General features: G+C 62.8%; 18 protein-coding genes and 1 pseudogene. 5 read left to right on the plus strand and 14 right to left on the minus strand.

All coding sequences use genetic code 11. From position 1 onward, the window contains the following. The 5 genes from ACF0H6_RS15575 to ACF0H6_RS15595 are packed head-to-tail and all read right to left on the minus strand — an operon-like array spanning window position 1 to window position 5,010. Window positions 1–927 carry a NifU family protein gene (locus tag ACF0H6_RS15575; RefSeq protein WP_395250484.1) on the minus strand — a complete coding sequence of 309 codons (927 nt, stop codon included), beginning with the start codon at window positions 925–927 and terminating at the stop codon, window positions 1–3. 7 nt (window positions 928–934) lie between these two features. Beyond that, the gene (locus ACF0H6_RS15580; RefSeq protein WP_395250485.1) at window positions 935–2,728 is read right to left on the minus strand and encodes a nickel-dependent hydrogenase large subunit; all 1,794 of its coding nucleotides are present in this window, start codon (window positions 2,726–2,728) and stop codon (window positions 935–937) included. A 30-nt stretch (window positions 2,729–2,758) separates the two neighbouring features. Then, window positions 2,759–3,817: a hydrogenase expression protein HypE gene (locus ACF0H6_RS15585; protein ID WP_395250486.1), complete on the minus strand. Its 1,059-nt coding sequence runs from the start codon at window positions 3,815–3,817 to the stop codon at window positions 2,759–2,761. Window positions 3,818–3,846: 29 nt separating this feature from the next. Beyond that, the gene (gene hypB, locus ACF0H6_RS15590; RefSeq protein ID WP_395250487.1) at window positions 3,847–4,677 is read right to left on the minus strand and encodes a hydrogenase nickel incorporation protein HypB; all 831 of its coding nucleotides are present in this window, start codon (window positions 4,675–4,677) and stop codon (window positions 3,847–3,849) included. Between the two features lie 3 nt (window positions 4,678–4,680). Beyond that, window positions 4,681–5,010 carry a hydrogenase maturation nickel metallochaperone HypA gene (locus tag ACF0H6_RS15595; protein ID WP_395250488.1) on the minus strand — a complete coding sequence of 110 codons (330 nt, stop codon included), beginning with the start codon at window positions 5,008–5,010 and terminating at the stop codon, window positions 4,681–4,683. Window positions 5,011–5,200: 190 nt separating this feature from the next. Here ACF0H6_RS15595 and ACF0H6_RS15600 point away from each other — a divergent pair, with 190 nt between their 5' ends. From ACF0H6_RS15600 to ACF0H6_RS15610, 3 genes are read left to right on the plus strand one after another with little or no spacing between them, the layout of a single operon-like run. Beyond that, window positions 5,201–5,746, plus strand: coding sequence for a hypothetical protein (locus tag ACF0H6_RS15600; protein WP_395250489.1), 546 nt, complete (start codon window positions 5,201–5,203; stop codon window positions 5,744–5,746). Next, a complete protein-coding gene (locus tag ACF0H6_RS15605) occupies window positions 5,697–6,317 on the plus strand; it encodes a HoxN/HupN/NixA family nickel/cobalt transporter (RefSeq protein ID WP_395250490.1) in 621 nt (206 codons plus the stop codon). The genes ACF0H6_RS15600 and ACF0H6_RS15605 overlap by 50 nt, the downstream gene beginning before the upstream one ends. A 21-nt stretch (window positions 6,318–6,338) precedes the next feature. Beyond that, a complete protein-coding gene (locus ACF0H6_RS15610) occupies window positions 6,339–6,644 on the plus strand; it encodes a hypothetical protein (RefSeq protein WP_395250491.1) in 306 nt (101 codons plus the stop codon). Window positions 6,645–6,670: 26 nt separating this feature from the next. Here the strand turns inward: ACF0H6_RS15610 and ACF0H6_RS15615 are convergent, their stop codons facing one another. Beyond that, entirely contained in the window at window positions 6,671–7,294 is a 624-nt protein-coding gene (locus ACF0H6_RS15615) for a DedA family protein (protein ID WP_395250492.1), read from the minus strand. Between the two features lie 57 nt (window positions 7,295–7,351). Between ACF0H6_RS15615 and ACF0H6_RS15620 the strand changes: the two genes are divergently transcribed. After that, the gene (locus tag ACF0H6_RS15620) at window positions 7,352–7,882 is read left to right on the plus strand and encodes an O-acetyl-ADP-ribose deacetylase (protein ID WP_395250493.1); all 531 of its coding nucleotides are present in this window, start codon (window positions 7,352–7,354) and stop codon (window positions 7,880–7,882) included. 18 nt (window positions 7,883–7,900) lie between these two features. Here the strand turns inward: ACF0H6_RS15620 and ACF0H6_RS15625 are convergent, their stop codons facing one another. The 3 genes from ACF0H6_RS15625 to ACF0H6_RS15635 all read right to left on the minus strand — a co-directional run bounded on the left by ACF0H6_RS15625 (window position 7,901) and on the right by ACF0H6_RS15635 (window position 9,918). After that, window positions 7,901–8,341, minus strand: coding sequence for an SRPBCC family protein (locus ACF0H6_RS15625; RefSeq protein ID WP_395250494.1), 441 nt, complete (start codon window positions 8,339–8,341; stop codon window positions 7,901–7,903). A gap of 124 nt (window positions 8,342–8,465) precedes the next feature. Further along, on the minus strand, window positions 8,466–9,527 hold the full coding sequence (locus tag ACF0H6_RS15630) for a zf-HC2 domain-containing protein (protein WP_395250495.1): 1,062 nt from the start codon (window positions 9,525–9,527) through the stop codon (window positions 8,466–8,468). Beyond that, window positions 9,460–9,918: an RNA polymerase sigma factor gene (locus ACF0H6_RS15635; RefSeq protein ID WP_395251327.1), complete on the minus strand. Its 459-nt coding sequence runs from the start codon at window positions 9,916–9,918 to the stop codon at window positions 9,460–9,462. Before ACF0H6_RS15635 ends, ACF0H6_RS15630 begins: the two co-directional genes overlap by 68 nt. Between ACF0H6_RS15635 and ACF0H6_RS15640 the strand changes: the two genes are divergently transcribed. Next, the gene (locus ACF0H6_RS15640) at window positions 9,820–10,026 is read left to right on the plus strand and encodes a hypothetical protein (protein ID WP_395251380.1); all 207 of its coding nucleotides are present in this window, start codon (window positions 9,820–9,822) and stop codon (window positions 10,024–10,026) included. The genes ACF0H6_RS15635 and ACF0H6_RS15640 overlap by 99 nt on opposite strands. 129 nt (window positions 10,027–10,155) lie before the next feature. Here the strand turns inward: ACF0H6_RS15640 and ACF0H6_RS15645 are convergent, their stop codons facing one another. From ACF0H6_RS15645 to ACF0H6_RS15665, 5 genes and pseudogenes are all read right to left on the minus strand, one after another. Then, window positions 10,156–11,124, minus strand: a complete 969-nt coding sequence (locus ACF0H6_RS15645) for a class C sortase (protein ID WP_395250496.1) — start codon at window positions 11,122–11,124, stop codon at window positions 10,156–10,158. An 83-nt stretch (window positions 11,125–11,207) separates the two neighbouring features. Then, on the minus strand, window positions 11,208–15,641 hold the full coding sequence (locus ACF0H6_RS15650) for a SpaH/EbpB family LPXTG-anchored major pilin (RefSeq protein WP_395250497.1): 4,434 nt from the start codon (window positions 15,639–15,641) through the stop codon (window positions 11,208–11,210). Window positions 15,642–15,847: 206 nt separating this feature from the next. Further along, entirely contained in the window at window positions 15,848–16,645 is a 798-nt protein-coding gene (locus ACF0H6_RS15655) for a hypothetical protein (RefSeq protein ID WP_395250498.1), read from the minus strand. Further along, on the minus strand, window positions 16,627–17,391 hold the full coding sequence (locus tag ACF0H6_RS15660) for a hypothetical protein (protein ID WP_395250499.1): 765 nt from the start codon (window positions 17,389–17,391) through the stop codon (window positions 16,627–16,629). Before ACF0H6_RS15660 ends, ACF0H6_RS15655 begins: the two co-directional genes overlap by 19 nt. A gap of 155 nt (window positions 17,392–17,546) precedes the next feature. Continuing rightward, a pseudogene (locus tag ACF0H6_RS15665) lies at window positions 17,547–18,492 on the minus strand (pseudouridine synthase). Window positions 18,493–18,501 lie beyond the last annotated feature (9 nt).

The following is an 18,501-nucleotide window of genomic DNA, read 5'->3' on the forward strand; positions in this document are numbered from 1 at the left end:
TCAGCCGCCTTGCCCGGAGGTTGCGGGAACCGCGATGGACATCACGCCGTCGCGGATCAGCAGCGGCAGGGGATCCAGGTGCAGGGCCTTGTCTTCAAGGCAAGCACCCGCCCTCCGGACGTCGAAGTGGCCACGGCAGGTGGGGCAGCGCAGCAGTCCGCCGCCGGTGGGTGCCGCGAGCGCGCGCTGGAGGGCCGCTCCAGTCATGGGACCCATGCATCGCGGGCAATAATCCCGGTATGCGTAGACGTCCTGGCCCGTCCGGCAGGCCAGGACCGGGTAGTCGCCCACCAGGAATCCCGCGACTTCGCCGGGCTCGAGGCCGGCGATCTCGGGTACCGGCTCCCACGAACCGGAGCCGTGCCGTCCGCCGCCCTGATGGTTGACCCGGACCAATAGTGCCTCCACAGGGATAAGTGCTGGCGTGGCGGCGTGCTTCTCCTCTTCGACCACTTCGATGGAGGTCACTTCGGGGGCTGTCGATTCGATCGCCTCCTCGACGGCGTACTTGAGCGTGACCGACGACGACGGGCAGCCCTGGCAGGTGCCGAGCAGCTTGAGCCGCACGACGCCCTCCGGGCTGATATCCAACAATTCCACGTCGCCGCCGTGGGACCCGAGGTAGGGCCTCACGCTGTCGAGCGCCGCCGCCACCCGTTGATCCAGGCCCTGGGGGTGCAACCCGTGGATGATCAGAAGCCCCGAGACGAGATCGTCCGCGGCGAGCGCACCCAACGTGTCGCCGTCGAGCTTTTCCCGGTCATCGAGGATTTCCAGAATCCGCTCAAGTCCTGCGCCGTAAAGATCAGTCACCTCCCGAACGAGGTCCTCGGCGCGTCCGCGGGCTACCGCTCCGCCGGCGCCGAGGGCGTCGAGGAGGGTGCTGATTCGCTCGCCCGCCTGCTGCGCCCGGTCCCCGCCGTGCATGGCGTCCTTACTCTCCGGTCAAGGTCTGGGTGGGGGAGTGCAGCTTGTCCAAGGTCTGTCCGTTGCCCAGATACATGTGGACACCGCAAGGCAGGCAGGGGTCGAAGCTGCGCACCGTCCGCATGATGTCGATTCCTTTGAAGTGCTCCCGGTCGTTTTCTTCGAAGATCGGTTGTCCTTGAACGGCATCCTCGTACGGTCCGGCGGTCCCTGAGGAATCCGTGGGGCTGGCATTCCAAGGAGTCGGCGGATACGGGTGATAGTTGGCGATCTTGCCGTCGCGGATCACCATGTGGTGGGACAGGACACCCCGGACCGCCTCGGTGAAACCGCAACTGATGACTTCGTCCGGGACCGTGAAGGATTCCCAGGTCTTGGTCCGGCCGGCCCGGATTTCCTCCAGTGCCTTTTCTGCAAAGTGCAGCGCCGCTGCGGCGGCATAGGCCTGGAAGTAGGTCCGGGCCCGGTTGCGTTCAATGGTGTTGCTCCATTGTGGAATGTTCCACTCGAAGGACACGGGACCCTTCAGTGCTGTCTTGGGCAGGTTGATTTGCACGCTCTTTCCAGTGGATTTGATGTAGCCGATATCCACCAGTCCGGCCAACGCCGTTGCCCAGAGGCGGGCCAACGGCCCACCGCCTGTGTCCAGTGCCAGGTTGTCCTGGCCGTCGAACCACCGCGGTGACATGACCCAGCTGTATTTTTCGGAGAGATCCCGTTTCTGCGGCCTCGGGTTAGTGTGCTGGTTCCACGGGTGGCGGCGGTCCACAGGGTTGCCCAGGGGATCGTGGGTGACGAACATTTCCTGATCTTCCCAGTCCTCGTAGTACGACGAACCAAGCATGATCCGGATGCCCAGGTTGATGCGTACCAGGTCTGTGGTGACCAGTTTTCCGTCTACGACGACTCCGGGGGTGACGAACATCTTCCGGCCCCACTGCGTCATGTCCTTGTATTCGAAATTGCAGTAATCCGGATCCTGGAGGGAGCCCCAGCAGCCTAGGAGGGTGCGGCGTAGGCCCACTTGTTCGTAGCCGGGAAGCGCTTCGTAGAAGAAATCGAACAGATCGTCATGCATAGGGACGACCTTTTTCATGAACTCGACGTAGCGCATGAGCCGTGTGATGTAGTCCGTCATCAGCTGGATGGTGGCCACCGTTCCCACACCGCCGGGGTACAGCGTTGAGGGGTGGACGTGGCGGCCTTCCATCAGGCAGAACATCTCGCGGGTGGCCCGGCTGACCTGCAGCGCCTCGCGATAAAACTCGCCGGTGAACGGGTTGAGGGAGCGCATGATGTCGGCGATAGTGCGGTAGCCGTGTTCGGCCTCGTGCGGTGCCCGCGTGTTCTCGGCCTTGGCCAACACGCCGGGGTTGGTTTCGGACACCATCTTTTCGCAGTAGTCCACGCCAACCAGGTTCTCCTGGAAGATGTTGTGGTCGAACATGTACTCGGCGGCTTCACCGAGGTTCACGATCCACTCACCCAGGTTCGGCGGCTTCACGCCATACGCCATGTTCTGGGCGTAGCAGGAACACGTGGCGTGGTTGTCGCCGCAGATTCCACAGATGCGGCTGGTGATGAAATGGGCGTCCCGGGGGTCCTTGCCCTTCATGAAGATCGAGTAGCCCCGGAAGATCGAGGACGTGCTCTTGCATTCCACAACCTGGTTGTTCGCGAAATCGATCTTGGTGTAGATGCCGAGGCTGCCGACGATCCTGGTGATGGGATCCCAGTTCATCTCCACCAGATTGTTGTTACCCGTTTCGCTCCCGGAATTCATGGGAATAGTGGAGGTCATTGTGCTTCGCCTGTCTGGAAGTTGGGATTTCTACCAAGTGCGCTTCGCGCCGGTAAGGAGTTCGCGTCCGGGCCTGCGCCACTTGGGCTCCTGGTCCAGGGTGTGGGTGGTGATGTGCCGGAGTGCCCTGATAGCGGTTCCATAGGGCTTGATGCTCGTGGTGGAAAGCTTGCCGCCTGGAGGTTCGTCCATGAAGGGCATGAACTTGTCCGGGAAGCCCGGCATGGTGCAGCCGATGCAGATGCCGCCGACATTCGGGCAGCCGCCGATTCCGTTAATCCAGCCGCGCTTGGGCACGTTGCACTTGACCACGGGGCCCCAGCATCCGAGTTTGACGATGCACTTGGGAGAGCCGTACTCGGTGGCGAAGTCGCCTTGTTCGTAGTAGCCGGCCCGGTCGCAGCCTTCATGGACCGTCTTGCCGAAGAGCCAGGTTGGCCGCAGCGCGTCATCCAACGGAATCATGGGGGCCTGTCCAGTGGCCTGGTACAGCAGGTAGGTGATTGTCTCGGAGAGGTTGTCCGGCTGGATGGGGCATCCCGGAACGCAGACGATCGGAATACCGGCTTTGGACTTCCAGTCGTAGCCCAGATAGTCAGGGACTCCCATGGCGCCTGTCGGGTTGCCCGCCATGGCATGGATGCCGCCGTACGTTGCGCATGTTCCTGCGGCGATGATCGCGGTGGCTTTCGGCGCGAGGCGGTCCAACCACTCACTCGTCGTTATTGGTTGGCCGGTATTGACGTCGTTTCCGAACCCGCACCAGTAGCCGCCGTCGTCGTGCAGTTTTTCATTGGGGATGGAACCCTCCACCACGAGGACAAAAGGCTCCAGCTCGCCGCGGTCAGCTTTGCGGAACCACTCAAGGAAATCATCGGCGCCTTCTTGGGGGCCGCACTCGAAATCGATCAGGGGCCAGTGCATGGCGATGCGCGGCAGGCCGGGCAGTGCGCCGAGCGCGATCTCCTCGACGCTCGGCTGGGTGGCGGCCGTCAGGGCGACCGAATCGCCGTCGCAACTGAGTCCGGCGTTGATCCACAACACGTGGATGAGGGCTTCTTCGGCCTTGAGGGAAGTTTCAGTAGGCATCGTTGCCTCTTTCAGCGCCCGAACCGGGCTCAATGTGCGTCTGATAGAGATTCGGTCAAAGAATCTGACCGGGATGTGGAGCGGTCGAGCCAGTCATACCAAGCGGCAAGGCCGTCACCCGTGGTGGCGGAGAGGACCAGGAATTCGGCGTGCGGGTTGACCTGCCGGATGCGCCGCAAGCAATCGACAACGTCGAACTCGACGTAAGGGAGCAGGTCCGATTTGTTGACGATCACCAGATCCGCCGCCATGAACATGTGGGGGTATTTCTGCGGTTTATCATCACCTTCCGTGACTGAAATGACGACGACTTTGGCGCTTTCACCAAGGTCAAAGAGGGCCGGGCACACCAGGTTGCCGACGTTCTCAACGAAGACCGTCGAGCCTGGCTGCGGATCGAGGGCATCGAGCCCGCGCTGGAGCATATCGGCGTCGAGATGGCAGCCGGCTCCCGTGTTGATCTGGATGACCGGACGGCCAACAGCCCGGATGCGGTCTGCGTCCAGGGATGTTTCCTGGTCCCCTTCGATGACGCCGGCCTGGAGCTGATCGCCAAGGTCCCTGAGTGTGCGGACCAGGAGCGTGGTCTTGCCGGCACCCGGGGAACTCATGACATTCAGCGCCCGTATTCCCCGGCCAGCCAGCCAGCCCCGGTTCCCGGCCGCCAGAAGGTCGTTCTTGGCGAGGAGGTTTTGCTCCAGCGTGATGGTTACGGGGTGGTGGTCGTGCTCGTGGGGGTGCTCATGCGGGTGGTCGTGGGGGTGCTCGTGCGGGTGCTCGTGCTCGATCGTGGGTTCAAGCCCATCAAGGGTGGAGACCCTGGTATTCGTCTCGTCGCCGCATCCGCATGTAGTACACATTCCTCAAGCCACCTCCACAGACAGCACCATGAGTTCACGTCCGCTCAGCACTTCGACGTCGGCGCTTCCGCATGGACAGAGCATGATCAGGTCAGTCAGTTCAAATTGCTCGCCGCATTTCTTGCAATGCGCCAAGCCTCGCGGTTCATCGATCCGCAGTTGCGCTCCGGCAAGCGGGGTATCGGCGGAAACAATGTCGAAGCAAAAGCGCATAGCGTCCGCTAGTACGCCGGAAAGCGGTCCGATTCGAAGATTCACAACGGTGACCGTCCGCTCTCCGGTACGGTCCAGAACGGCGTCAACAAGGCTCTGCGTGATTGAGAGTTCGTGCATGCTGGCACTCCTTGTTGCCAAGATAGGCTTGCTCCGGACAAAGCGCAACCACCTAACTTGACTCCGGCGTATACTTCCGCTAGATAGAGGGATTCACATGGAGAAATTCAATTTCGGGATTCTCCAGCGGGCAGTTAATCCGGCACCTCCATTGACGTGAAACATTGACGTGGGACCCGAGGCTCGAACCATGAAGCAAACGGCGGCTGCGCGCCCCTCCCGGATGGAGGGGTTCCGCCGCGGCCTGAGCGGACAGGAATGGGCCTCGATCGGCGGCATGGCCGTTTTTATCTTGCTCCTCCACGTCGCGGGGTGGGGTGTTTTGGCAGGCGTGACGGCACCCGGCAGCGCCCACGGTATTCCTGCAGGCGCGTTCGGGGTGGGCCTCGGGATCGCTGCGTATACCCTCGGACTGCGCCACGCCTTCGACGCCGACCACATTGCGGCGATCGACAACATCACTCGGAAACTCTGCAACGATGGCCGGCGGCGGATGTCCGTTGGATTCTGGTTTTCCCTGGGACATTCGAGCATTGTCTTCGCCATGTGCGCATTGTTGGCGGCCGGTATCCGAAACCTAGCGGACACCGCCACGGCAGGCGGCATGGAACTCCACTCCCTCATGGGCCTGCTTGGCACAACCGTTTCGGGGATCTTCCTTTACATCATCGGCATCGTGAATCTCGGTGTACTCCCTGGGGATCATCAAGTCGGTCCGACGCATGCGCCGCGGTGAGTACAGCGCCGTCGAACTTGAACAAGAATTGTCTGCCGGCGGTGGACTGTTGAACAGGGTGTACCGCCGGGTCACGCGGCTGATCAGCCGGCCTTGGCAGGTCTACGGTGTGGGATTGCTGTTCGGTCTGGGATTCGATACGGCCACGGAAGTCAGCCTGCTGATTCTGGCGGGTGGCGCCGCAGCCTCTGCTCTTCCGTGGTACGCGATCATGACGTTGCCCGTCCTGTTTGCCGCTGGAATGAGCTTGCTGGACTCGATCGACGGTGTTCTGATGAACTTCGCTTACGGGTGGGCGTTGTCGCGGCCGGTCCGCCGGGTCTATTACAACATCGTGATTACCGGATTGTCCGTCGCGGTGGCGTTGGGAATCGGTTCCGTCGAGCTGCTTTCGATCCTCGTTCAAAAGACAGGGATCAGCACGGGCCCGTTGGCCGCCGTCGGAGGCTTGGACCTCAACGCTGTCGGGTACGTGATCGTTGCACTGTTCGTTGTGACCTGGATTCTTGCGTTGGGCATCTGGAAATGGGCGCACATCGAAGAGCGTTGGTCCGGCAAGCCGCATAAGTGAGTGAGCGTTTAGGGTTGAGGGATGCCGTCGTTCCAGACCAAGTTGAAGATCACCGGGCTTAAGCCGGGCCATCCGCCGGAGTCAGTGATGGCGGCTGCGGTCGAGGCGTTGGAAACGCGGCACCACGTTGAGTCCAATCAGTTGGACATCGTTGGCGGGGTCCCGCAGATCAGCCTGCGCTTCCTTGTTGAGGCACGCGACTACCCGGGCGAGAACAGCGATGCCCGCACGTCGGCAGCAATGATGCGCGACGCCGTCGAACGCGTTGCGCTGACCGGGAACCTCTACGTGCTCCGCCGTATGCGGGGGAAATGGTCGCCGGTCTGAGGTTCCAGAGCGAAAACCGAAAACAGTCATAGGTGCGGCGGCTCGCTGGGCCCGTCGACGGGCGAGCGGTCGCCCCGGCGGCGTGTGACAATCACACCGACCACGACGCCGATCAGCAGCCCCACGCCGACGCCGATCAGTGAGCTCGCCCAGAACGGAAGCTTCGTCGTCGAGCCGGCAAAGTAGCCAAGCCCGGCTTGCCAAGTTGCCCACAATAGCCCGCCCAAGCCGGCGCACAGACTGAAGCCCCGTGAGGAAACCTCGGCGATCCCGGCGGCCGCGGACGCGGCAACGCGGCCACCCGGGATGAACCGTGCGCCGATGATCGCGCCGTAGGTGGACGAGCGGCCGGCTTTGGCGATAGTCCGGTGGATGCCCTGATGGACCCTCTGTCCCCAGACCCAGCGGTCCAGAACGTGCGACAGCCGGCGCTTGAAGAGCTGGAAGACGAGGAGGTCGCCCAGCCAAGAGGCGACGGCGGCCAACAAACCCACCAGCCAAAAGTTGACCTTGCCCTCCGCCGCCAGGGCGCCACCCGTGATGACCAGCATCTCGGAGGGGATGGGGGGGAAGATTGCGTCGCCCACCACCATGGGGACAATCCAGACATAGATCGCGGCTCCCCAGCCTTCGGCGGTGGTGATGTCCATGGGCACAAAGTACCCCACGTTGGTGCGTTCGCCGGAGTGTCGTGCAAGACTGGCGCCATGCAGCTGGAAATCCTCCAAGGCGACATCACTACACGCGACGTCGACGCGATTGTCAACGCAGCCAACTCATCTTTGATGGGCGGCGGCGGAGTCGACGGCGCCATCCACCGCGCCGCCGGTCGGGAGCTTCTGACGGCGTGCATGGAAGTCCGCGAGCAGCAGTATCCAGACGGCTTGCCGGTGGGCCAAGCCGTTGCCACACCCGGGTTCTCATTGCCTTCGCGATGGGTGATCCACACCGTTGGTCCCAACCGGCACGCCGGCCAGCGCGATCCTGAACTGCTGGCTTCGTGTTTCCGCGAGAGCCTTAAGGTGGCGGTATCGCTCGGGGCCAGGTCCGTTGCCTTCCCCGCGATCGGCGCGGGGGTCTACGGCTGGGATGCGCGCGAGGTCGCCACTGTAGCGCTCGACGCCGTCCGCCGGTTTGGCGCGGAAAAGTCCAGCGGGCTGGAACTCGTGGAATTTGTGCTGTTCAGCACGGAGACCACGGAAATCTTCCGAAGCGTGTTCGAGGCTTCTGCGGGCTGAGGAGTTTTGGCGCGAGGGTCAGGCCGGCTGCGCCTCAATCACCGTCTTCAGCTGTGCGAGCTGCCCGACCTCCGACTGCATGGTCTTCGTGATCATCGAGCTCATGAGCTTCATGAAGCCCTTTGGCTGAAGATCCAACGCGAAGCGCACCGTTGTGCTGCCGTCGTTCTCGTTCAGAGTGAAGGAACCTGTGGGTCGAGCGGGCCCGGCGGTCACCTGGAAATCGAGGCGCTTGCCCGGCTGGGCTGCGGTGATCTCGTAGTCGCCAGCGATCGTGCGGCCGCCGGGACCGGCCAAAGTCTGGGAGTAGACAGCTCCTTGGGTACCCGACTCGCCACTTGCGAGGGCGACACTCCGGACTGCCGGACGCCACAACTTATTGTTCAGCCCGTCGGCCAAAAAGGCGTAGACATCGTTTGCGGGGCGGTTGATCGAGACTTCGTTTTCAGCGTGAGCCATGTGGTTCCTTTTCGCGAGACCGAACACCGCCCGCAGTCGCGGAGCCGGCAAAATCGAGCATATACGCCCAGCTACCCTCACGCCCGCTCACATATGACGGACCCGTTTGCTGGGAAAGCGGTCGTCAGAGGCGGAGATGGAAGGAATTGGCGGCGATCCGGGGGCCGCTCAGGGCGTACGTGAAGGTGGTCTCTTCCCATGTGTGACTGGTGTTGAGTTTGAGGCTGAACTTCAGATCTCCGGCTTGTGCAGAGTTCGTGATGCAGCTGAGGTTGGCCGGATCGGCGGGTTTTGCCGTGCAGTTCCAACCGGCGGGGGCGGAAACTGACGTACCGTCAATCCAGGCGTTGTTATCGATTGAAAAGTCAGCTGTGGTTGTCCCGGGGCCGTCCGTACGGGACAGGGTGAAGATGACCTCTACGGTCGCCGTCGTCGGGTCTGTGCCGGAATCGGTCCTGCTCGCGGTACCGCTGACTTGGGCCAGTGTCGGGGCGGGCGTCGGGGTCGGTGTGGGCGAAGGTAACGGAGCCGCAGGAGTGTGTGGAACGGGACTCGGTACGGGCTGCGGGGTCAAGGCTTGTGCTGCGACGGGAGGTTTCTGGGTCGCCGGCGTAGCGTGCGCTGTTGGGCCGGCAGGAACCGGCAGCGGCGCGGGTGTCGTTGCGGTGGTCGCTGGGGGCGCGTGGGTAGCCGGGACTGATGATGGGAGTGCCGGTTGAGTGCTTTGGGTCACGATCGCGTGATAAGCGCCGGGGTCAGGGGCGCCGGATAAGGCAACCGCCAGGCCGATTGTTCCCGCTACCAGTCCCAGCCCGATGGCTACTGTCAGGGGCATCAACACGGCTGGGGAGATCCCGGCGAAACCTGAGGTAGTCGATGTTCCGGGGATTTGCCCCACGACGCCGAGTCCCGAGGCGCGCCCTGCCCAGGCAGCCAAGGGGACCCCGGTGATCAATGGCAGGAGCACGGCCCGCATGGCTCCTTGGACGTCATTGAGTTCGAGGAGGATGGCTGTGCACTTCGCGCAGCTGTCCAGGTGGTCCCGGACTTTTGCCTCAGCCGTTTTGGACAGACCACCGCGCACGTAGGATCCGAGCTGGGAGACGAACTCCGTGCAGTCATCCTCTGGGGTCTCTTTGACGTGCATTTGCAGGTATTGCCTGCGCAGTCCCTCCCGTGCCCGCATCCCAAGGCCGGAGACGGCATTGGGTTTGAGGCCCAGGATGGGAGCGACTTCGGCCGGTTTCATCCGTTCGACGTCCAGGTACCAGAGTGCCGATTGCCACCGTTCCGGCAATGCGCGGAACGCGCGGGCAATTGTTTGTGATTCGGAAGGCCTGGATCGCGGGATCGTCCGGTGTCATCTTGTGGTCGAGAATGGTCTCTTCGCTAGTAGGCAGGGTACGCCCGCTTTTGCGGTTCCTGTGGTGGGCAAGCCGAGTGACAGTTGACAACAAGTACGCTCGGAAAAACTGCTCTTGCCCTTTGCCCGCGGCCAGGCTTTGCAGCACCGACGCGAACGCTTCGGCGACGACGTCGTCTGCGTCGCTGGGGTTGTCGAGGTTCTTGCGGGCCACGGTGGAAGCGATGGAGGCGTGCCGGGCGTAGAGCCCGTCGTAGGCTTTCAAGCCACCTTCACGGACCATGGCGATGAGTTGACCGTCGCTGAGAGCACCGGTCTTTGAAGAAGCGGTATTAGGCGCCATTACCGATCCTGAAAGCGTTGAAGTTCTTGACCATAGCTATGTAGTGGACAATGCCTGCGAATCGTGACGCAGCTTCAATAACTATTCGCTCAGCTTGGGGACTCGGGGTCATGCCTTGCGCCGCCGTCGGTCCCAAAAGACGGCCGTCAGGAAAAAGGCCGCCAGGCCGCCGATGAAATACGCGACCCAGAACGGGAATCCGATGCTGGTTTGGTGTCCTGCGAGGGTTTCCTGTTCCGGCGCGTCTTTGGGGATGTCCGCGATACGGGTGGCGTGGACGAGGAGCCGGTGGGAGTTCACTCCGATGGGTGTGCACGTGATGAGGGTGATGAGGTCCTTGCCCAGAACGACTTTCAGGGAGGTGATGTCGTCCGGTTTCACGACCTCGATCTTGTCCACCCTGTAAAGGAACGTATGGTCCATCACCTCGGTGGAGAAGATATCGCCTATTTTGGCCTGGTGGAGTGGGTTGAAGAGTTCGGCGTTGGGGATTCCGGAATGTGATGTCAGGACACTGTGTGTGCCCGGACCCCCGACGGGCAGGGAAGATCCGTAGAGGTGGCCCACTCCCTTGGCCAGGACGTCGTCGCTGGTCCCGTGGAAAATCGGCAGGTCGATCTTGAGTGAGGGGTAGCGAAGTCTGCCGATCACGTCGTCGTTGGCAACATTCAGCTGGCTCTCGTAGTCCTTCAGCTGCCCCTCCAAGGCTGTGGTGGGGGTTTGGGCGGAGTAGGGGTCGCGAAGCTGGCCGGCGGGGATACGGGAGTTGTAATCGCGTGCCTTATCCAGAATTTTGGTCCGGGCGTTGGGTTCGAGTTGCTGGACGTCCTGGGCGTAGCCGGAAAGCTTGGTGTTGTGGTCAATGGAGCTGAACCAGTCCGCCGCCTGCGGGTAGAGGACCAGACCCCATCCAATGGCTGCGATGACCATCATCGTGACGAGCCTGCGGCCGGCCAGACCGGATCGGCTGCTGTTACGCGTTGGTGCAGTTCCGCGGGTCCGGCTCCGGCGCCGCGGCGAAGGGTCTTGTGAACTGGATTCGGAACCCCCCATGAGTTCGTCGAGGGTTTCAGCCATGGTGCGCTCTCTTGCTTGAAGGCGGAACGGGTATGGGGCACCCAGAGGAAGGATGCCCCATACCGCTCAGCAAAGGGTTCAGATCACAGGGACGTGGTCTTTTCGGCTTCGTTGCGCTTGCGGCGGCTCGTAACCATCAGAAGACCTGCACCAGCCAGGGCCAGGACGCCACCTGCGGTGAGCGCGAGGGTTCCGGGGCCGCCGGTGAGCGGCAGCTGGAATCCGGCGTTGTGCGGGACGTTGGTGACGGTGACAGTAACGACGGCGGGGTCGGAGCTGGTGACCGTGGTCTGGACCGGCTGGGCGAGCAGTTCATACCCGGCCGGGGCCTTGGTTTCCACGAGCCAGTACGCCTGGTAACCGGGCTGGCCCGGGCTCACGGCTGCGCCGTTGGCCCAGTTGGAGTAACGCAACCCGGAGATCACCAGGTTGCCGCTGGCATCGGTGGTCCAGGAACTGGTACCCGAGATCGTGATCGCGTTGGTGCCGGCCAAGGCATCAGCCTGGGTCGGGTAGACGGAGAACACGGCCCCTGCCAGGGCAGCCGAGGTCTTCGAGTCCTGTTTGTGCAGGACAATGTCGCCCCACTTGGTGATCACCGGGGGAGTCACGACGGGGCCGCCGGGCTGGCCCGGGGTGATGGTGAAGCTGGCGGCGTTCGGGTAGACGGCAGCCGTGTTCGAGATCTGGCCCACCGCGTTGACGATGGTGTTCACGGTCACCACAACCTTGGCTGTGGGGCTGGCGGCAAGGATGGCCCGGCCGCTGGCGGTGAAGTCGACCGTGAGCTTGTTCGTGGCCGCATCGAAGACGACGGTGTAGTCCGTGTTCAGTGTCAGGGCTGCACCGTTGGAAAGCGCCACGGTCGAGCTAGCGTAGCTCAGCTTGGTGTCGAGCTGATCAACGATCCGGTACCCGTCGATGGGGTTGACGTTGGGGATGTCACCGGTGATGGTCCACTGGACGTTGTCCCCGAGCTTGATCGCGGGGGCGTCCGTGACGGTCTTCGTCGCGCCGGTCACGGCGTTCTTCGGGTAGACGTTAACGCTGTACATCCAGTTGTTCTCGTTGACCGGGTCCGTCATGGGGAGCGTGACGAGGAACGGGGCAGACGGCGTGACACCGGCCGGGTAACCGGTCTCGGTGACGAGGTACAAGCCCAGGGGCAGGTTCGCCAGAGCGGCCGTTCCTGTCGCGTCCGTGGTCACGGCGGTACCGGCGGCAGCCTGCGCGGCGGCTTGTGCCGGGGTCAGGGCCGCCGCGGCAGTCCAGCCCGCATTGGTGGTGAGGTCAATGTTATTGACCTTCTGAACCGAGAACGTGACTCCGGCCATCGGTGTTAGGCCCGACAGCTGGGCAGGGGTCAGGGCCGTTCCGTTGTTGGGCAGGTTCGTTGGCGTGGCCGGGGTCTGGTATTTGTGGATGGTCAGCGTAGCGGTCTTGGTCGCGTCGATGTTTGCAATGTTCGCGGCATAGGCGCCCCCGGCCCCGAGGGCGAGCATGCTTGCTGAGGCGATTGCGGCCAGGGTGGCCAGTATGCCCCGTCTTACCTTCGATGATTTCATCGTTTTCCTTTTCTTAGTTGTCCCCAAGGAAATGCGCGGAGCTGCGCTCAGCAATCGCTTGGTTCGTGGGGTTCTGTCCGCTCGCCGGTGTGCGATGAGTGCGAGCGAAATCATGAGGAGGAGAATCCCGAGAACAGGAATCCCCCAGAGACCGGCGGTACCCGGTCCGCCGGCGGTGGGAAGCTTGACTGCCGCGGCGTCCAGGACCGTGATCGTCGATCCGCTGACGGTCACGGACGTTCCTGCGGTGGCCGGATCCAGGGTGATGGCGCCGTTGGCCGCAAGGGTGAATTTCACGCCCGTGGCCAGGAGCGAGTAGCCGTTCGGTGCCTTGGTCTCCAGCAGCCAGTAGGTTCCCGCGGCCAGGTTCTGGACCTCGATGAGCCCGGGGGATCCGGTCACCGGGCTGCTCACACCGGTCACCGTGGTCCCCATTTGCCCGGCGGCATCGTTGTGGATCTCGAAGGTCGAGCCGGTCAGCGGGGCGGTGGAACCCTGGGTTGGGCCCGGACCTGTCTTTTGCACGAACAGGTGCCCGGTGGTGGGGTGCGTGGTGACACAAGCAGGGTCCAGTGGTGCTGCGCTGCCGGTGACGCACCGTACCGGGGGAATGAGCCCGTTGCCGGTGGCCCCGTTCTTCAAGGTGACCAGCCACGCCGTGGAGTTCACGGTCACCGAATACGTCAGGACAGCCGTTCCGTTGCCCGGAAGCGTGAACGCCGGTGTGGCGAGCTTGCTGTTGGCGCCGGGATCCGCCACGGCAACCGGGGCGCCGCCGTTGATGCTCAGCTTCGCGGAGCCTGGCGTGAATACGGCGTTGTTGAGTACCTGGCTGAGGTCATCGGTGAGGATGACACCAGTGATGGCGTTGGGGGTGGAGTTGGTGGCGGTCACCGTGTAGGTGATGGTTCTGGCCGGGCCGGGATCGCCCGGGTTGATCGCGGTCCCGGACGCCGGGGACGCCGTCTTGGCCAGAGTCCACGAGCCCACGGGATTGACCGTGCACGTCGTGCTCCCGGCAGGGCAGGTGGCTGGCGGTGTTGTGATGGTCGCGGGCGTCAGGTAGTTCGCAACCGAAGCGTTGCCCAGGCTGCCGAGGTTCTTGACCTTCACCTGATAGCTCACAACGCTCTTCGCGCCCGCGGCGACCGTGCCCGTGATCCCGAGGGTCGGCGGTGCCGCACCCGCATTGTTGGCCACCACCAGGGCAGTCCCGCCCGTAGTGGTGGACGCGATGGAGCCGCCCACGAGGGTCGAGTCATCCAATACGTCCCCGAGCCAGTCGGTATAAGCCACGGGAGCCGGGGCGGTACCGGAAGTGTTGTCGAAGGTCAACGTGTACGTGAGCACCTGGCCCGGCTGGACCATGGTCCCGGCCACTGGATCCACACTCTTGGAAACCACCAGATTGGGCAAGAGTGCCGTGTTGACGAATCGGCAGGTCACTTCTGTGGAGACGGTGCCCGTGGAAATCGGAATGTCGGTGCTGTTGACGTTGAACGAGGTTCCTGTGCCGCTCTTGAAGGGTGCCGCGGTGAGGTCCGGTGTGTTCCAGCATTTCCAGGTGGTGGTGTAACCGCCGGTGGCCGTGGTCTGGCTTTCGGAGAAGGTGTAGTAGACCCCGGCCGTCTGGGCCAGCACGGCGGCAGGACCCACTTGGTTGGGCTGCAGCCCGGACGCACCGCCGGTAGTGGTGGTGGTTCCCAGGACGGCCCCATTGGCCGCGGTGTCACCTCGTTTGATGGACAGATTGAACTGATCGTTGGGACTGACCCTGCCTCCGGCGATGTCCTTCTGCAAAAGCACATGCGGTGGAGCCGGCTGGCACGAGGCCAGATCAATACCGCTGGCGTAGCCCAGTGCTGTCCTGGTCCCCAATGGCTGGAATGTGTTGGGGTCATAGACAGTGACGTTGGTACTCGTGCCGATGTTGTAGCTCTCAATGATGAGAGAACCATTGGAGTCGAAGGCGATGCCGTTGTAACCAGGATCATTGGTGGCATTGCCAACCAGGATGCTTCCGGAGGAGTTGGCCAGCGTGCCACCCGGAGTTGCACCCACGCCGGTAATGGTGAGGATCTGTGCCGTTCCCGGATATGCCGTTTGTGCGTTGTCGACCTGGGAAAGGATGGTGTAGAGATTGCCTTGGCTGTCAAACGCAAAGTCGCCGTTGCGTGTGGCCGGGACGGGGTCCCAGGAGTTCGTTGCGGGGTTGAAGTTGTAACCCAGATAGGCGTTCGAGGAAACCTGAAGGCCGTTGACCACAAGGGCCACAGACCCGGACACCGGATCGTAGCGCCAGATGTACAGGTTAACCGTCCACCGCTGCGGGTTGCTTCCGGCAACAGGAATGTCCTGGTAACCGCCGAAGTAGTACGCGCCGTCGGCCGGGTTGACCGCACCGGCCACTACACCGTCACCGACCAGCGAGGTATCGACATTTGTCTTGACAAGAACAGGGGCCCCGGGAGTGGTCGGTTTGGGATCGTAGGCATAGATGTTGACGGATGAAGGTCCCGTGGGTCCGTTGGAGAAAAGATCGGTGAAATACAGGATCCCCGTCTGGCTGCTCACGCCCAGCGCGTTCGCATTGTTGCGTATGGCAGTGGTGTTTGCCATCTGGTAGTCCAGCACCGGGTTGTTGCTGGAATTTACGTGATTACGGTAGATCCCACCGCTTCTACTGATCGCGTAGAAGGTGCCCGGTGCGCACACCTGACCGGTGGTCATCGCCATCGGCAACGCCATACCCTGATTCGCTGGGACGGACTGGGCGGTGGCACCCGCAGTGGATCCGGCCGCGTTCGCGGCCGCGGGCATCACAACCAGCTGCATCAGGAGGGCAACGATCGCCGCCACAGCGGGGACCGTCCAGGACCGGGCGCGGGACGCCGTCGTGGACAGCTTGGTTGAGGGATTCCTGGAGACCCCTGGGAAAGTCAGGACGGTCATCAGGAAGTGATCCTCATCCCATGCCCCGCAACGGTAAATCCGTCCGCTATCACCCGAAAACCTCACTAGTTAGAAACGACCGGGCCCGAAGCCGGGACCCTGCACCTGCCTAGTAAGTGGCTGCACGTTCCGGAACGTGACGACGGTCTTGGTAGGAAACTCTCAAATATTTTTCGGGGGCTCCGGAGACCGCAACGGGTACCGGATCAGGCCAAGGGTGTGATGGCGTCGTATTCGTCCCAGAGACTCCGCCCGGACGCGGTAACAGCCTCGACAGCCATGGCGCTGATGAGCTCCCCTGTGTGGCTGCGGTCGTTTTCGGTGACGACATAAGTGAAGGCACATTCCGCTTGCTCTCCGGCCGGCAGCGGGCCGAAACAAAGGACGGAAGGCCCGGTGGCGTAGCTCAGATCTTCCAGCCCGGAGTTGGTGAAAGACCGCGGTACCAGGGTGACGCTGGTGAGGTCCTCCCCGGTCTCGTTGATGATCCAGACGGAATAACTCAGAGTGTCGCCAGGTACTGCAGTGACCTTGTCCGCGAAGTGCAGCAGACGCAACCCGGTGCAGTGCTCCAGGCACGTCGAGAAGCCGCACGCGGTGGCTGAATCCGATGGATGCCACCGTGTGCCACGGGCCTGTTGCTCAATTTGTTTGTCCGGATCGCCTGGTATCTGCAACATCAAGACCTCGCTGGGGAAAAGCGTGTACAGCCATTGGTTTCTCACCGGTTCCGCTCTCCGGCGTCCCCGGGCAGGTACCTGGGTGGGGACATCTGTAGCAAGAGGTGCCTCCGGGGCCGGCAGGTAGACCTCGGAGGAGGCGAACCGCCGTGTACCGGTACCGGGGTCCCGTTCATCCGCCGGGGTCTGTCCTTGCAGATTGAGAACGGCATCAACGATGGCGGTAAGCCGTGGCGAATCCACGTCCACGCCTCCTGGGATGCCTGCCGACGAGGGGACCCGCTTCGAGGAAACGTCGTTAGCCGTCATCGTGACTGCCGCCATTCCGCGATGCTTCGGAGCCGGGCCATGAGGTCCATGGCTTCGCTATCAGTCGACGGGAGCGGCTGGTACCGAAGCTCGCAAGGTCCAAGGGCCCCGTTTCTCAGCGACTCGAACCGCTCCTTACATCTGGCCGCATCGGCAAGATTCGCCGGTGAACATTGAAAAAGAAAGTCCACCCGGTCCCGGCGATACATCTGAACCGCTGAATCGTCGGTGAATTCCTGGCCGCAGATCCGGCCGACCTCGGCTGAAAGGGTCCATGAGCCGTCCAGCCGTTTGTCCATGAGAGGAAACCGCATCGTCCCCAAAACGAGCTTGCCCGCTCCGTCCGCCGTCCGGAGCGCTTCATGGATCACGCGTTCAAAATGGGCCGGTGTTGCCAGCCCCGTTGCCACATCAGTGCAGGACGAAGGTTGTTCCTGCTCACCGGCCTCCACCCAGCCGACGGCGATTTCCTGCAGTGCGCGGTGATTATCAGGCAACCCGGAAACCGTAAAGAGAGACCGCAGATCGGCCATCGTTTCGCCAATGCCCACGCCATGGAAGGAACGTGATGCACCCAGACGCCGGGCCGCCCCGCCAGAGGAAACCCCGTTGAGCAAGGTGAGAGCCATTGCCTCGACTTCGGGCACGAACCAATCACGGGCAAACCGCCAGCCGTCGGCAAATGTCTGGTCCTGCCATCGGACCAGAAGCAAAGAAAGGCCGTTTCCAACGGGCATCTCAGGAGCTGTTTGAATCTTCATGCCTAATGTGTGGAGGCAGGACACGATTCATGACGGCAAGTGCCAAAAACGAGGGATGGTTGCCGGGCGCGGCCGCTCGGTCACGAGAGGGGGTATATGAAGGAGGGGTGGGGGAAGGTGGCTATACGTGAGCGGGGGCTATACGTGAGCGAGCGTCACAGCCGGGCTTCGCTCAGCTCGAGCCGGCTACGGTATTCCACGGCTTGTTTGCTGATGGGGTCAATGAATCGAATGCCTCGAGCCAGCAGTTGCAAGGGCTTCGAGTAGTCGTCCGGGGCCTTGTCCAGGAGTTCGGGGTAGAACGCGTCGTTCACGATTCCCAGCCCGAGTGATGCCATGTGCACCCGAAGCTGGTGGGTCTTTCCGGTGTGCGGCTCAAGCCGGTACAGCGCCTGCCGCGCCGCACCGCCGTCGTGAGTGCCGCCGTCGAACGTCCTCAACAGTTCAATGCGGGTCTCCGCGTTGGGTTCGCCGTCGATCACCTCAGCGAGAAGGTAGCTGCGGGACTTGGTCATGCGGTTGCGCACGACGGCGGGGAACTCGACGCGGGGAAAGCCCGCGGTGGGTGCCGCTGCCGAGACGCACTCGTACTCTTTCTGGACCTGGCGCTTCTCGAAGAGCACCTGGTACTTGCCGCGGGTCTCCGGGTTGGTCGAGAGCAACAGGACGCCGGCGGTCATGCGGTCGAGGCGGTGCATCGGGATCAGATCCGGGAGATTCAGCAGGTTCCTGAGCCGGACGAGCGCGGATTCCTGGATATAGGTTCCGCCCGGTGTGGTGGGCAGGAAGTGGGGTTTGTCCACCACGAGGAGGTGCTCGTTCCTGGTGCAGGATGTCGATATCTACCGGCATCCGGGTCTCCGGCGGGAGGGTGCGGTAGTACCAAATGAAGGTGTGGCGGTCCAAGGGGGTGTGGCGGTCAAGGGGTGCGCCGCCCTCGCCGACGATCTCGCCGGCGTCGAACCTGTCCTCGATGCCCTGGGGGTCGATATGGCCCCAGCGGTGCATCATGTAGTCCATCGCGGTGTCCCACGGCCCCTCGTCCGGGAGGCGCAGGCGGGTGGCATTGACGCCGTCGCGCACGGGAAGGGGGGATTGCATCACCGGTCT

Source organism: Arthrobacter sp. NA-172 (genome assembly GCF_043952055.1).
In the GTDB taxonomy this organism is placed as follows: domain Bacteria; phylum Actinomycetota; class Actinomycetes; order Actinomycetales; family Micrococcaceae; genus Arthrobacter.